Raw genomic sequence first — 14161 nt, 5'->3', positions numbered from 1 at the left:
GACGTCTCCTCAGGGTTCAAGGACGCGTGAGCCGACTGCCTGACTCGTTCGTGCCATCGACCGTACCCACGAACGGCTCACTTCTCCAGGGCAGGGCGGCTTCTGAGTGGCAAGTCCCCTTCATCCCTACCAACGTGGCAAGAGCCGATGTCGGCATCGCTACGGCACGGCCCGTGGTGGGATGTGGTGGCAGTCAAGGAGCGGCGTCGCCACATTCATCCTGCAGTCACCCGAACTCGTGCCCTGCGGCGTCGTATCCGACGGCGCCCGTGACGTGCCCCTCACCGGGCGCCCCGGGGGCGTGGACGTGCATCTGGACGCCGACCACGTCTTGGCACTGGTCGCAGAAGCGTTGCTCCAACCACGCCTGCTTGGGCACTCTGGTTCCTCCTCATCGAACGAGTGTCGCCAGACAATTGCAGCCGTAACACTCGGCCCTCACGCCAGATCACGATCTCGCCGGCACAGGGTCGCGCACCGGCTCCCAGCCCGGCCCCTCTGTCTCGCGCCGCCGCTCCACGGCGGCAGCCTGGCCGTCCCAGATCCGGGTCAGGACGTTGCCTGTGCGCCGGGCGAGGATGGTCGTCATGAGGTGCACCGGTGAGACCGGCATCGGGCTGCCGGTGTCGAACCGGACCACGGGCCGCCCGGTGTAGATGAACGCCGGGTCGTGGTCGATCGACCATCCGCCACCCGCGAGGCGCAGGTACGTCTCCCCGATGTACCGCGTCGAACCGTCGATGAAGTCCGTATCGTTCTCGTCGATGAACGCCTTCTTGTCGGGCCACCTGTCGAGGATGTACCGCTCGAGCGAGACGAGGGACTCCCGGGTGTACCCGCCGCTCCACTCCCGCGGGGTGATGACGTCCTCGAAACGTGCCAGACGCGGGTGCATCGCCTCGAGCCAGGACGCGAACAGCTCGACCTGCTCGAGCGTCATCGACTTTCCAGCGGGGCGGTGTTCGCCTGGGCGTGCGCAAGGCACCGCTTCAGGAGACCTGCCCGGGCCTCGCCGGCCGCTTGGGCGCTCTCGGTGATGCTACGGCCCTTGTGGCTGGGCGTGGTGACGTCGAGCTCGGGCCGGGCGAACAGGACGTCGTAGAACGGGGCGAGTTCTTCGTCGGAGAACTTGAACGTCCGGGCGAGCGTCTGCAGCGGGGCTCCCCACCGGTCGCCGGTGTCGGCGTTGATGTCGGCACCGCCCTCGAGCAGGCGGGCGAGCAGCGCGGGCTCGGCAGCGAAGTCGTGCGACGTCGCGCTGAGCAACACGTGCAGCGCGTTGGTGCCGCCAGAGGTCGCGGCCGGGTCGGCGCCGTCGTCCAGGAGGCGGCCGGCGATCGCAGCGCGGGGGGCGGGCTCGGGGTTGCGCAGGGCGTACATGAGCAGCGTCGTGCCCTGCCCGTCGGCCCAGTTCGCCAGGGACAGGTCGTAGTCGGCGAGGAACTCGGACTCGCTCTGGCGCACGCTGCGGTAGACCGCTGGGTAGCTCATGGAGTCATGATCACAGGCGCGTCCAACACGGTGGGTGTGGTGTTCCAGGACGTGAGTGTGCGGGGCACGCCTGGGGCGGTGGAGTGCAGGAACCAGGATGGCAGCAACCGGGTCTCGAGAGCTTCGGGCGGGTAGGGGGTGGGTAGGTTCTTGAACGTGGCTCGCAGGGCCAGGGCAGTGCGTTGGTCGAAGTCCCATCTTTCAGGCGCACGCGGGGAGCGGCACCGTCTCTACGACGAACGAGGCAAGACCGTCGGGCGAATCGCAACGTGCTCGGCGTCGTCCGCACCACCGTTGTACGGCCGCCTCAACCCCACCCGCCGCTCCAACCCGACTGAGCCGCAGGTCCCGAGAAGGCTTAGCGCGCAATCCTGCTCCGTTACTACCAAGACCCCATTCTGTGCTGCAGCCGCCGAGCACTGCGATCGCACAGACGACAGCGCTGACGCCGACCGTGAGGGGCAGGCTTCGCCACCGGCTGTACCTCATGAGCGATTTCGCCAGTGGATGTACACGTCGGGGTCGCCGCCGCTCTTGACCCACAAATCCAGCAACTCGGCACGGTCCTGCTCCGACGGAGGGCCGGACATCTCATACGCCTGGATCGAGACGAACTGCTCAGGGAACCGATCAGTTGTCGGGTCGCTGACCTCGAGTCTGATCTTCGAGAACGGCGCATCCGCGGCGTTGATGCCGGCCCACTCCGACAGGCTGGCGACGAACTGCGCTTGCTGATCGAATCCCTCCTGGGCGATCGCCCCGAACGCCCAGGACCCGATCCATGCTCGATCCTCGGGCCCCGTGAACCACACATCTACCGTGGGGACATCTTCCGGATCGTCCTCGATGACGAGCGAGCGCACCTCGTCCAGGATCTCCGCGGCGTCCTCTGCGGAGACACCCTCTTCCGCAGAGACGCGGATGCCACTGCCGGCGACATCCGCATACGTCACCCCGTCGACGGTCGCAATGGACTCCTGGAGGCTCTCGCGGCGTTCTTCCAGAGACGGCGCACATCCGGCGAAGGCAGCGAGTGAGAGTGCAGCGAGCAACATCGTGGCAAGACGGCGCATCGGCCCATTCTCTCTGACGCGGACGGTCGTGTGAGACTTGAGCAGATCGCGGCGCACGACCGTGCGACGGAGGTGGCGGACAAACAGGGGGCGACTGATGATGCGACGCGTGGCTCTCGGTGCCGCTGGAATGAGTCTCGCCGGGCTGCTGCTGACCGGATGCTCCCCGGCGGGTACATCCACTCCGGGGACGCCGCCGCCCGCAGCCGCCGAACAGGCCGATCCGAACACCGACCCGGCCGATCCCGCGCCCGTGATCGAAGCCGTAGAGACCGCGCTTCCTGAATCCCTGCAGATCGAGGTCGAATCGATCCCGGATGGCCTCACCCGCGGATGGTTGATCCGCGCGGAGGTGCCGCTGGGCTACGTCGTCACAAGCGAGACTTTGCGGACGGTGCTGGTAGCGGCGTGGGAGGCGTCGCCGGACGCTAAGCCTGCGTTCGTCGCGTTCGATCCATGGTCGACCTACGAGGGCAAGGAAGGCGCGATCGAAGCCCAGCGCGCCGCCGACGAACTCGGAATCGACTGGAGCCCGAGCTTCACAGTGGGCGTTAACGTGCCCGACTACGAGATCGAAAAGCTCGCCGCTACCTGAGATCCGGGGCAGCGCTCGTCGCCGATTGGGTGCGCTCGGGCGCGTGGGGTCCCCTTGATTGCAGGCCGCCTCCGGGGCCAGGTACGCGGCCGAGCGCCCGTCGACGCATCTCGTCGTGACGGTGCTAAGCGTCCTGCTCCTCCTCGACGCAGCCTTCGTTATCACGGTGGCGATCCGGCTCTGCGCGCCCGTCACGGCTGCCCGACAGCGGAGCCCGCGGCGGCGGACGCGCATGCCAACTGCGGAAACTACCCGAGTCGCCACAGGGGCATAGTCTTCGTCGCTGTGGCCTGTGGTGCGTTGGTCGGTTGAGATCGCCGCACATTCTGGGTCTCCTGGCCCGCTCGGTCGCAGACAGGAAGAGCGCGGCACCGCTCGCAGTGCGGTCGTGCCATTTGTTCGTGGACATGGCCGCTGAAGGCGGTGCGCTGACCCTGTCGTCGACCACGCCGTCGACCGGCTGGTTGCTTGAACCAGCCATGACGACCTTGCCATCATGTGCGCCTAGGCCGTCCCGTGGCGCTGCCAACGTTCACTCATCAGCGACGCGCTCGTGGCGCGCGGCATCGAGGTCCGCGACAGGTCCGCAGCATCGGATCGGCGTCAGTCGTCGAACCCCGTGGGGTCGTCGCCGACCTGCGGCTCGTCCTTGGCTCCCTGGCTGCGGGGGTTGAGGCTGTCCGGGCCGACGTCGGGGTCGACCTCGGGGTCATACGGTTCGGTGCTCGTCGCGGCTCCTGTCGTCGCGTGCCCCGCGGGAGCTCGCCGCCTCCTGGACGAGCGGGTTCGGAGCATCTCCGACGCTAGGCGGGTCGGGCGGCACTCGCACGGGATGTGTACCAGGGCCGAAGTTCGCCGGCGCGGGTGCGAGCCGACGGGTCGCGTGCGAGCCTGCTGGGACCCTCCCCGGGGTGAGGGAGCCAGCACGGAAAGGGGGGCGTCATGAGCGGCCCGACTCCGCAGAACACGATCCGCCTGCCCGTGAACGCCCAGCGCTGGTCCGCCCTGACCTTCCTGCACTGGCCTGTCGCAGCGGCCGTGATCCAGGAGCGGCTGCCCCGCGGGTTGCACGTGCAGACGTACGAGGGCACCGCGTGGATCGGGCTGACGCCCTTCCTCATGCAGGACGTCCGTGTGCCGCCCCTACCCCCGGCCCCGGGCTGGTCGACGTTCCCCGAGATCAACCTGCGGACCTACGTGCGTCACGACGACGGCACCGACGGGCTGTGGTTCCTCGGCCTGTGGTCAACGCGTCGAGCGATGAACACCCTGATGCGCATGATCGGGCTGCCCTACCATCACACCAAGGCAACCATCCGGCCGATAGGGGACGCCAGCCTCCTCTACGACGCCCGTCCCACGCTCGGTGCTCCGGCGCGACCGCTCCGGCTGCGGGCAAGTGTCCGGGCGGACGCGCACATCAGCACACCGACCGAACTGGAGGGCCGACTGACCGGCAGGTGGAACGCCTACACCGTCCGTGCCGGGCACGTGTGGCGAGTCCCCGTGACCCATCCGCCGTGGCCGCTGCGACGAGCCACCCTGGACCTCCTCGACACGAACGTGTTCGAGACCATGGACCTGCCATCCCCGCAGATCGAACCGCTCGTCCACGTCTCGCCCGGCGTCGACACCCTGATCGGCGTGCCCCGGCCCGCCGGGCGCACTCTGCCGACCACGACACACAGATGATCGCCGGGGCAGCACTCCTCCGCGACGCTCAACGTTCGCGGAGGACCGCGCGTGCCCGACGGCGGGGCGCACCTTCGACGTGAAGGCGCGCTCCGCCATCGGGCGACCTGCTGACGACGACCCTGCGGCCACCTGATGCGTGGGACGGCTACCAGGCCTGGGTGCCCGCGGCGTCCAGCGCCGAGAGCCTGCTCCACGCACGGTGCAGGCCGACGGCCTCGACCAGGTCGTCGAGCAGGCCGTCCGACAGCTCGTCGGCCGTCAGGACTCCTTCGGCCTCAGTGTCGATGCCGGCGGCGACCAGGACGTCGACACCGTCGCCCCAGGCCGCGATCGCCTTGCCGTGGCGGAAGGCCTCCTCCAGCACGGTTCGCGTCCGCGGGTGGCTCCCGAGCGCAGACCCGGCCATGCCGTCCGCGACCATGACCGCGTCGAGCTCGATCGAGCGGACGGTCGCCGCGGTGCGGTCGATCTTCTGCTCGTCGGCCCCCGAGCCGACCACGCCACCTCGTGCGGCGACGACCTTGACGAGCGCCTGCTCGGCGCCGATCCGCTCCCGGACCGCGAGAAGGCCGTCGACCAGGTCGTCGCCGACGAAGACGCCGAAGTTTCTCCCCGCGATCGGGCCAGGCACGTCGCTGACCTCCGAGATCGCGGCCGACCGCGTGATGCCGTCGGGTTCGCCCGCCCCCGGGCCCTCGCCCGCACCGTCACGGCCGTCGCCCGGCTCGCCGCCGGGGACCGGCAGGCCCAGGCCCGTCGCGACACGCGCGACCAGGTCGGCGTCGATCTTCGCCAGTGCGCGCAGCTGGTGCGCCCGCACGTCCTCGCTCTCGCACTTGCCGAGCTCGAACGTGTAGGCGGCTACGGTCTGCGTCTGCTCGATCGGCGTGAGCGAGTTCCAGAACATGCGCGGCTGCGTGAAGTGGTCGGCGAACGACACCGGGTTCTCCCGGACCTTCTCGCCCGAAACCGAGGTCGGGAGCGTCACGTAGACGCCCGGCTCACGGGGATCGGACACGGTCGGCAGGCCGTCCGCCATCGTGTTGGGCTGGTACGTCCCCAACCCCTCGTGCACCGCCGTCTGGTGCATGCCGTCACGGAGCATGTCGTCGACCGGCGCGTGCGGGCGGTTGATCGGGAGCTGCGCGAAGTTCGGGCCGCCCAGGCGGCTGATCTGCGTGTCCAGGTAGGAGAACAGGCGCCCCTGGAGCAGCGGGTCGTTCGTGATCTGGATCCCGGGCACCAGGTGGCCCGGGTGGAATGCGACCTGCTCGGTCTCGGCGAAGTAGTTCGACGGGTTCGCGGTGAGCCGCAGCCGCCCGACCTTCTGCACCGGGCAGAGCTCCTCGGGCACGATCTTGGTCGGGTCGAGGAGATCGATGCCCATGAACGTCTCGTCCACGGTGTCGGGCATGACCTGCAGGCCCAGCTCCCACTCCGGGAACGCGCCGGCCTCGATCGCGTCGGCCAAGTCACGGCGGTGGAAGTCGGGGTCGAAGCCGGCCGCGAGCTGCGCCTCCTCCCAGACCATGTTGTGCACGCCCGCCACGGGCTTCCAGTGGATCTTCACGAGCGCGGTCTCGCCCGCGGCGTTCTCCATGCGGAACGTGTGGACGCCGAACCCCTCGGTCGTCCGGTAGGACGCCGCGAGACCGCGCGGCGACATGACCCACATGGTCGTGTGCTGCGCCTCGGTGTGCCGGGACACGAAGTCCCAGAACGTGTCGTGCGCGCTCTGCGCCTGCGGGATCTCACGGTCCGGGTGCGGCTTGACCGCGTGGATGAGGTCCGGGAACTTGATCGCGTCCTGGACGAAGAACACCGGGATCACGTTGCCGACCAGGTCGTACACGCCCTCGTCGGTGTAGAACTTCGTCGAGAAGCCCCGGACGTCGCGCACCGTGTCTGCCGAGCCGCGCGACCCCGCGACGGTCGAGAAGCGGACGAAGACCTCGGTCTCCTTGCCCTCCTGCGCCAGGAAGCCGGCCTTCGTGACAGCGGACGCGTTGCCGTACGAGGTGAAGACACCGTGGGCGGCCGCGCCCCGTGCGTGCACGACCCGCTCCGGGATCCGCTCGTGGTCGAAGTGCGTGATCTTCTCGCGCAGGTGATGGTCCTCGAGCAGGACCGGTCCGCGAGGTCCGGCCTTGAGCGAATGGTCGGTGTCGTGGACCCGCAGCCCCTGGGCCGTGGTCAGCCGGTCGCCCTGCTGGGCGCGGGGGTCCGGGTCCTTCTGGTCGGCGGGCACGCCCGTGGGGCTCACGTCCGCCGGGGGCTCCTGGTCGGGGGTTCGTCGCGCGCTCATGGGTGATCCCTTCGGTCGGGGCGTCGGTGGTCGGTCCGGTGGCGCCTCCGCTCGCTCGTGGCGTCCGGAGCCAGCGGACCTGCCACCGTAGGCACGGCCCGCGAGCACTCGCACGTCTGATCGAGGCGACCAGGGAGAGTCGCAACTCGGCAGTCCTTGACCGTTCGTGGCGGTCCGGCGGCCGCGTCTGCCGTGCGGCCCCAGTGGCGAGTGGGGCGGGGTTGTCTACCGTCGAGGGAGGTCATGAAGCGGCCCAGGCGGAGCCTTGCGTCGGCCGATCCGCCCGCCCGAGGCCTCCTCGGGAGACGGAGCGACGCGACCTGAGGCTCGAACATCCAGGCACGAGGCAGACGCGCGCCTGGCCGGACGAAAGGACGAGGCACATGAGAGCGCTGACATGGCAGGGCCGGGAGAAGGTCTCGGTCGAGGACGTCCCCGACCCGCGGATCGAGGAGCCCACCGACGCGATCGTGCGGGTCACGTCGACCGCGATCTGCGGCTCCGATCTGCACCTGTACTCGGTGCTGGGGATGTACCTGGATCCGGGCGACGTCCTCGGGCACGAGACGATGGGCGTCGTCGAGGAGGTCGGGTCAGGAGCGAGCAGGCTCAAGGTGGGCGACCGTGTGGTGGTCCCGTTCGGCATCGCGTGCGGGACGTGCTGGATGTGCGCCCACGGCCTGCAGTCCCAGTGCGAGACGACGCAGGTCCGCGCCCAGGACAAGGGTGCCGCGCTCTTCGGGTACACGAAGCTCTACGGCCAGGTCCCGGGCGGGCAGGCGCAGTACCTGCGGGTTCCGCAGGCGCAGTACGGACCGGTCGTCGTTCCCGCCGACGGGCCGGACGAGCGGTTTCTCTACCTGTCGGACGTGCTGCCGACCGCGTGGCAGGCGGTGGAGTACGCGGCAGTGCCTCTCGGGGGCAGCGTGGTCGTCGTCGGGCTGGGCCCGATCGGCCAGATGGCCGCGCGGGTCGCGCGCCATCGGGGTGCGGGTCGGGTCATCGGACTCGACCTCGTGCCCGAACGGTTGGAGATGGCCCGACGTCACGGCGTCGAGGTCGTGGACGTCTCGGACGTCGACGACGTCGTGGGGGCGGTCCTGGAGCTCACCGATGGCAGGGGCGCCGACGGCGTGATCGACGCCGTCGGGATGGAGGCGCACGGGTCGCCGGGAGCCTCCCTGTTCCAGAAGGCGGCGGGAGTCCTGCCTGACACCGTCGCGGGCGCGATCAACGAGAAGGTGGGCGTCGACCGCCTGGCCGCACTCCTCACGGCACTGTCGTTGGTACGCCGTGGCGGGACGGTCTCGATCTCCGGCGTCTACGGCGGCGCGAAGGACCCGTTGCCGATGATGGATCTCTTCGACCGGCAGGTCACGCTGCGCATGGGGCAGGCGAACGTCCGACGGTGGGTCGACGACCTGCTGCCCCTGGTCAGCGACGACACCGATCCGTTAGGAGTGCTGGACCTGCGCACCCATCGGCTGTCGCTCGAGGACGCCCCGCGCGGGTACGACCTTTTCCAGAGGAAGCAGGACGGGTGCATCAAGGTCGTCCTGGATCCCACGGTGCGAACGGCGTCCGCTCCGGAGGACGGGGTCTCGCGATGACGACGGCGGTCGATACCCGCCTGCTCGCGGTCTATCTCAACGACCACCTCGCGGGCGCGACGGTAGGTGTGCTGCGCGTCCGGCGGATGGCGCGTGCTTACGACGGCACTGTGGTCGGGGCGAGGGTCGCCCCTCTCGTGGCTCAGTTCACCGATGAGCGAGCATGGTTGCTGGACTGCGTCCATCGGCTCGACCTACCGGTGCGCACCTACAAGATCGTCGGTGCTGCCGTGGTCGAGAGGCTCGGACGTCTCAAGCTCAACGGACACGTGCACTCAGGGTCACCGCTGAGTGCCCTGCTCGAGGTCGAGCTGCTACGAGGCGCTGTCACCGGCAAGTCGAGCGGATGGCTCACGCTCCGGGCGCAGGGTTCCAGGCTGGGACTTGCGCCCGACCAGGAGCGGGATCTCGACCAGCTCGTCGCCCAGGCCGAGGACCAGCTTCGTGCACTCACGGACCTGTTGGACGTGCTGCACGCGAACGCGTTCCGCCATGGCGGGCCGACGACGGGGGGCGGCCCGGCTACTGCGTGACTGGCCGGATCGGGGAGCGTTGGAGAGCTGTGGCGGCGCCGTGCAGATAGTGGGCCATGGTGCGGCCGGTGGTGCGCGACCACTCGTGGCCGTGGCCGGTCTTGGGGTAGTCGGGTCCTGGGCCTGGGCCCTGGTTCCAGTAGGTCCAGGCTTGGCCGGGGATCGTGAAGCCGATGTCGCCGAGCGCTCCGGACACCTCGGAGATGACGTGGTGCGCGCCGTCCTCGTTGCCGGTGACGATCACGCCGGCAACCTTGTTCAGGGCGACGGGCGCCCCGTCCGTCGTGGTCTCGCTGATCATCGCGTCCATGCGCTCGAGGACGCGCTGCGCGATCGACGAGGGATGCCCGACCCAGGTCGGGGTCGCCACGATCAGGATGTCGGCAGCGAGGATCTTGTCATGGACGCTCGGCCACTGGTCGCCCTCGCCCATGTCTGTCTTGACACCCGGGGGCACGTGCAGGTCGACGATCCGGATCGTCTCGACCTCGACGTCCTTCTCCTGTAACGCCTCGACGACGACCTTTCCGAGCATCTCGGTGTTGGACTCGGCGGGTGAGGGCTTGAGGGTGCAGCTGAGCACGACGGCTTTCATGGGTGGCTCCTTCGGCGGCGGAAGACCGTGTGGCGGACCGCGTTCGGTGGGTGCCTGTTCTCGACGCCAGGACTTCACGCTATCGCGGCCCTGTGCGACTGGCCGTCCGAGGTCAGGGTCCACCGGCCGGTCGGAGTGCAGGGTCGTACCGCCGGTGACCGTCGCGTACGACCACGACGTTCTCGTGCTCGACGCGGTCCGGGTCTTCGGGGTCGGGGACGGCGACGACGTCGGTCCAGTGGATCAGGAACGTCCCGCGGTGGCGCCATCGCAGCCACCGAGCCAACGGCCATGGTGCGCCGACGCCGTTGCGTTCGTAGCCCAGGAAGGAACCCGCTCTCCTGGGGGTGACGATCAGGCCGTGGAGCCTGGCCGCCGACAGGCTCGACTCGCTCCCCGCGGGAGGTGGCCCGTCGAGGACGAGTCGTGCGTCGCTCACGTAGCCGACCAGCTGGCCGCTCTCGTCGCGCACGGCAGCGTCGAGCAGGTCACCCAGGATCATGTCGGCCTCCAGGTATGCGGGCGATGATGTGATCGCGGACCCAGCGCTCGGTCCAGGTCGCGTCGAGCGAGGTCCCCCGGACACCGAGATGCAGGGCCGTGCCGACGTCGGTGACGACCGACCACGGGAGGCGGACCCAGCGTGATGCGGGGGGTCGGCCGCCGAAGACGCGGGTCGCCAGCACAGGGCCCGTCAGGATCGCGGTGAGCATCGTCGTACGCTCTCCGGGGAGGTTCTGGTCGGTGCCGTCCACCGCTTCGAGGTCGAGGTCGTCGACGGTGGTCACCGGCACGCCGTCGGCGTCGAGGACCTGGCGGTCCAGCAGGTGCAGCCGCGCGTCAAGGACGCGCCCGGGTTGTTCCGGCTCCGGGGACAGCGGCGTCTGCTGGACGGGGTTTCTCATGCGCCGGCCTCCGTGATGATCATGAGAGGGATCGCCGCGAGGGAGGCGACGAGGATCAGCACCAGGTAGACGGTGCCGAGAAGGTTGGTCACCCGGCCGTTGACGTGCTTGCCCATGTACTCCGGGTCGTTGGCCACGACCAGGACCGGCAGGTATGTCAGAGGCAGGGCGACAGCGGAGAAGACGACCGAGTACTCGGTCACCGCGATCGGGTCCACGTTGGTCGCAAGTATCCCCAAGGCGAGCAGCAGGGCGATGATCATCGTGAGGTGGAAGCGCGCGGCCCGCGCCGGCCGACGGAACTTGCCCCACGACCAGCCGAAGTACTGGGAGATCGTGTAGCCGCTCGACAGCGCCGTCTCCAGGGCAGCGCCGAACGTCGCCGCGACGATGCCGAGGATCACCACGGCGAGCAGGAGCGTGCCGCCGGCCAGTGCCACCGGTAGGACGATCTGCGACATCGAGTCGACCTGGACGCCGAGCGGAAGCAGGACGATCGCCGCGCACGCAGCGATCGCGATCGAGAGGATCCCACCGAACGGGAACCCGATCAGGACGTTGAGTCGCGTCGTGGCGAGATCCTTCACGGTCCAACGCTCCTCGACCCCGCCCGAGGAGAAGAAGAACACCTCGTACGGGGTCATCGCCGCGCCGAACAAGGCGATCGCGAAGTACCAGTACACAGCCACGCTCTCACTGCCTGGCGCGGACGTAGGCGCCAGGGAGGCCGTGAGGTCGCCCCAGTCCGGTCCCAGCAGGAAGACCGCGACGGCGAACCCGACCAGCGTCAGGCCCAGCAGGCCGGTCACGTTCTCCATGACCTTGAACTTGACCCGCCACAGCACCAACCACACCGCCAAGGCAGCGACCGGCATCCAGAGCCTGGGTTCGACGCTGCTCGCGAGCTGGAGCGCCAGGGCGATCCCGCCGACCTCCGCGGTGAGGGTCAGCAAGGTGACGGCGAAGGACGCGAGGAGGTTCGCCGCGCCCACCCGGGGGCCGAGGCGTTCGCGGATGATCTCGAACGTCGCCCTGCTGCTGACGGCGGCCACCCGACCCGACATGTTGGCGAACACGCAGATGCCCACGACCCCCACCACGACGACCCAGGCCAGGGACAGACCGAATCGGGAACCCACGACCGCGTTCGTCACCAGGTCGCCCGCGTCGAGAAAGCCACCGATCGCAGTCAGGATCCCGAGCGCGACCGCGAACAGACGCTTCACGACTCGCCCTCCTCGAGAAGCTCCTCCACCTGCTCAGTGATGTCCTCAAGGTCCGACCCTGACCGCCCGAGCGCTTCGCGGACCGCGCCGGACCCCTCGGGGCTCCCCCCTCCGACCCAGACGCGGGTCGCGACCACTGCACGCGCAGCCTCTTGAGCCACTTGCAGCGCACGCTCCTGCACGGCGAGCGTCTCGGAGTCAGGGACGACGACCGTGGTCAGAGCATGAGAGGCCGCGTCGGCCGCACTGACCGCATCCTCCAACGCAGCGTCCGCCGTCACTGCCGGCAGTCGACCAGCGGCGACGAGCTCGGCAACGAGCCCGGCCGTCGCGGTTGCCGAGCTGGACTCGTCCAGACTCTCGGAGATCGAGTCCAGCGACCCGGCGGTGGACGCCCGCGTCGAGGCCGCGCAACCTCCGGTCATGAGGACGAGAACCACCACCACGGTAGCCCTCCACGTCGACGTGGAATCTTGCATGTCGCCATGATGTCCCCGCCCGTTCAGGCACGCATCGCGAACACTCCGACGGGGCAGGACCGCCGTGACCGGACACCGTCAGCGAGTCTGCGAGGAGGGCGGCCCTCCTGCTCCCTGGCCGTGCGAGCGGCACCCTGTCGCCGTACGTTCGAGAGAACCTCAACAGAAAGGCGGCCATCATGCCCCGGCGCGAACCCGGCCCTTCCGTCAAGGACAAGGAGCTCTACGAGTCCCTGCGGGACGAGGGCAACTCGAAGCAGAAGTCAGCACGAATCGCCAACGCAGCAGCGGGCTCATCGCGCAGCAAGGTGAGCAAGAAGGGCGGCTCCTCCATCTCATACGAGGGCTGGACGGTCGCCGAGCTCCGCAAGCGTGCCCGTGAGATCGGCATCGAAGGCCGCTCGACCATGCGCAAGAGCGAGCTCGTCTCAGCACTCCGCAACCACTGACAGAAGCCCCCTGGCTGGGGCGCGAGGCCCCATGAGCGACGTGAGGATCGACGCATGACCAGATTCGGCTACACCCTCATGACCGAGCAGTCCGGCCCCAAGGCCCTGGTGGACTATGCGGTGGCCGCCGAGCGGATCGGCTTCGACTTCGAGGTGTCCTCCGACCACTACTTCCCCTGGCTCGACAGCCAGGGTCACTCGCCATATGCCTGGACGGTGCTGGGTGCGGTGGCCCAGGCGACCGAGCGCGTCGACCTGATGACGTACGTGACGTGCCCGACGATCCGCTACCACCCTGCCGTGGTCGCCCAGAAGGCGGCGACGCTGGGGGTCTTGTCCGACGGTCGCTTCACGCTCGGGCTCGGCGCCGGGGAGAACCTGAACGAGCACGTCGTGGGCCGAGGCTGGCCCGCGGTCGACGAGAGGCACGGACTGCTGGTCGAGGCGGTCGACATCATCAGCGAGCTGTTCACGGGCGAGCTGCTGAGCTACCGCGGCGAGTACTTCCAGGTCGACTCCGCCCGCCTGTGGGACCTGCCCGCCGCCCCGGTCGAGATCGGGATCGCGGTGTCGGGCGCGCAGTCGGTGGCGTCCTTCGCGACGCTCGCGGACCACCTCGTGGCCACGGAACCGAAGCCGGAGCTCGTCACCGCCTGGGACCGGGCGCGCGACGCGGCCGAACTCCCGCCGTCGCGCAAGATCGGCCAGATCCCCATCTGCTGGGACACCGACCACGAGCGAGCCCTCACCCGGGCGCACGACCAGTTCCGGTGGTCGGGCCTGGGATGGCCCGTCAACGCCAACCTCCCGACGACGCAGGCCTTCGCGAGCGCCAGCGCGTTCGTCCGTCCCGAGGACGTCGCGGAGTCGATCCCGTGCGGACCCGACCTCGACGCGATCGTCGACGCCGTGTCGGCGTACTGGGAGGCGGGCTTCACCGACATCGCGCTCGTCCAGGTCGGTGACGAGGGCCAGCAGGCCTTCCTCGCCCAGGCGGCCGAACCGTTGCTCCGCAAGCTCCGAGAAGCAGCCCCCGCCGACTGACCTTCGCCCCATGCGGCAGGTCCAAGCTCAACCGACAGGACAGTGGCAAAGATCCTGTCGCCTGCCGGGGGAGTCCGCTTGTTTCGGCACCCGAGTTCGATTCGACCTTGTTCGGTGGGGCCGATGCACTCCAGTGCTGGGCCTGCGCTGCTCAGGGCCAC

General features: G+C 69.3%; 17 protein-coding genes. 6 read left to right on the top strand and 11 right to left on the bottom strand.

Annotated elements, in window-relative coordinates:
* Positions 1-226: 226 nt before the first annotated feature.
* The 4 genes from OERS_RS21400 to OERS_RS02385 all read right to left on the bottom strand — a co-directional run bounded on the left by OERS_RS21400 (position 227) and on the right by OERS_RS02385 (position 2564).
* The gene (locus OERS_RS21400; protein WP_169834176.1) at positions 227-379 is read right to left on the bottom strand and encodes a hypothetical protein; all 153 of its coding nucleotides are present in this window, start codon (positions 377-379) and stop codon (positions 227-229) included.
* Between the two features lie 69 nt (positions 380-448).
* On the bottom strand, positions 449-940 hold the full coding sequence (locus tag OERS_RS02395) for an acylphosphatase (protein ID WP_068624139.1): 492 nt from the start codon (positions 938-940) through the stop codon (positions 449-451).
* On the bottom strand, positions 937-1491 hold the full coding sequence (locus tag OERS_RS02390) for an ankyrin repeat domain-containing protein (protein WP_068624137.1): 555 nt from the start codon (positions 1489-1491) through the stop codon (positions 937-939). Before OERS_RS02390 ends, OERS_RS02395 begins: the two co-directional genes overlap by 4 nt.
* Before the next feature lie 485 nt (positions 1492-1976).
* Positions 1977-2564: a hypothetical protein gene (locus OERS_RS02385; RefSeq protein WP_068624135.1), complete on the bottom strand. Its 588-nt coding sequence runs from the start codon at positions 2562-2564 to the stop codon at positions 1977-1979.
* Between the two features lie 109 nt (positions 2565-2673).
* Between OERS_RS02385 and OERS_RS02380 the strand changes: the two genes are divergently transcribed.
* On the top strand, positions 2674-3159 hold the full coding sequence (locus OERS_RS02380) for a hypothetical protein (protein ID WP_211268429.1): 486 nt from the start codon (positions 2674-2676) through the stop codon (positions 3157-3159).
* Positions 3160-3762: 603 nt separating this feature from the next.
* Here OERS_RS02380 and OERS_RS02375 read toward each other — a convergent pair.
* Positions 3763-3954 carry a hypothetical protein gene (locus tag OERS_RS02375; RefSeq protein WP_068624131.1) on the bottom strand — a complete coding sequence of 64 codons (192 nt, stop codon included), beginning with the start codon at positions 3952-3954 and terminating at the stop codon, positions 3763-3765.
* Between the two features lie 147 nt (positions 3955-4101).
* Between OERS_RS02375 and OERS_RS02370 the strand changes: the two genes are divergently transcribed.
* Positions 4102-4851: a YqjF family protein gene (locus tag OERS_RS02370; protein ID WP_068624129.1), complete on the top strand. Its 750-nt coding sequence runs from the start codon at positions 4102-4104 to the stop codon at positions 4849-4851.
* Between the two features lie 148 nt (positions 4852-4999).
* Here the strand turns inward: OERS_RS02370 and OERS_RS02365 are convergent, their stop codons facing one another.
* The gene (locus OERS_RS02365) at positions 5000-7159 is read right to left on the bottom strand and encodes a catalase (protein ID WP_068624128.1); all 2160 of its coding nucleotides are present in this window, start codon (positions 7157-7159) and stop codon (positions 5000-5002) included.
* A gap of 383 nt (positions 7160-7542) precedes the next feature.
* On the opposite strand from OERS_RS02365, the gene OERS_RS02360 reads away from it, so the two are divergent.
* Together OERS_RS02360 and OERS_RS02355 are read left to right on the top strand one after the other, a co-directional pair.
* Positions 7543-8769, top strand: a complete 1227-nt coding sequence (locus OERS_RS02360) for an alcohol dehydrogenase catalytic domain-containing protein (protein WP_068624126.1) — start codon at positions 7543-7545, stop codon at positions 8767-8769.
* A complete protein-coding gene (locus OERS_RS02355; protein ID WP_068624124.1) occupies positions 8766-9302 on the top strand; it encodes a hypothetical protein in 537 nt (178 codons plus the stop codon). Before OERS_RS02360 ends, OERS_RS02355 begins: the two co-directional genes overlap by 4 nt.
* Here the strand turns inward: OERS_RS02355 and OERS_RS02350 are convergent.
* The 5 genes from OERS_RS02350 to OERS_RS02330 form a co-directional block, all read right to left on the bottom strand.
* Positions 9292-9897: a flavodoxin family protein gene (locus tag OERS_RS02350; RefSeq protein ID WP_068624122.1), complete on the bottom strand. Its 606-nt coding sequence runs from the start codon at positions 9895-9897 to the stop codon at positions 9292-9294. The genes OERS_RS02355 and OERS_RS02350 overlap by 11 nt on opposite strands.
* A 112-nt stretch (positions 9898-10009) precedes the next feature.
* Complete coding sequence (locus OERS_RS02345; protein WP_068624120.1) at positions 10010-10399, bottom strand: hypothetical protein; 390 nt, start codon at positions 10397-10399, stop codon at positions 10010-10012.
* A complete protein-coding gene (locus OERS_RS02340) occupies positions 10386-10802 on the bottom strand; it encodes a hypothetical protein (protein WP_068624118.1) in 417 nt (138 codons plus the stop codon). The genes OERS_RS02345 and OERS_RS02340 overlap by 14 nt, the downstream gene beginning before the upstream one ends.
* Entirely contained in the window at positions 10799-12028 is a 1230-nt protein-coding gene (locus OERS_RS02335; RefSeq protein ID WP_068624116.1) for an NRAMP family divalent metal transporter, read from the bottom strand. Before OERS_RS02335 ends, OERS_RS02340 begins: the two co-directional genes overlap by 4 nt.
* Positions 12025-12507, bottom strand: coding sequence for a hypothetical protein (locus OERS_RS02330; protein WP_139107641.1), 483 nt, complete (start codon positions 12505-12507; stop codon positions 12025-12027). The genes OERS_RS02335 and OERS_RS02330 overlap by 4 nt, the downstream gene beginning before the upstream one ends.
* A 179-nt stretch (positions 12508-12686) precedes the next feature.
* Between OERS_RS02330 and OERS_RS02325 the strand changes: the two genes are divergently transcribed.
* Positions 12687-12956 carry a DUF7218 family protein gene (locus tag OERS_RS02325; protein WP_068624112.1) on the top strand — a complete coding sequence of 90 codons (270 nt, stop codon included), beginning with the start codon at positions 12687-12689 and terminating at the stop codon, positions 12954-12956.
* A gap of 54 nt (positions 12957-13010) precedes the next feature.
* A complete protein-coding gene (locus OERS_RS02320) occupies positions 13011-14000 on the top strand; it encodes a TIGR03557 family F420-dependent LLM class oxidoreductase (protein WP_068624110.1) in 990 nt (329 codons plus the stop codon).
* Positions 14001-14161: the final 161 nt, after the last annotated feature.

It is taken from the genome of Oerskovia enterophila, assembly GCF_001692445.1.
GTDB lineage: Bacteria > Actinomycetota > Actinomycetes > Actinomycetales > Cellulomonadaceae > Oerskovia > Oerskovia enterophila.
This window is presented reverse-complemented; position numbering and strand designations above follow the sequence as displayed.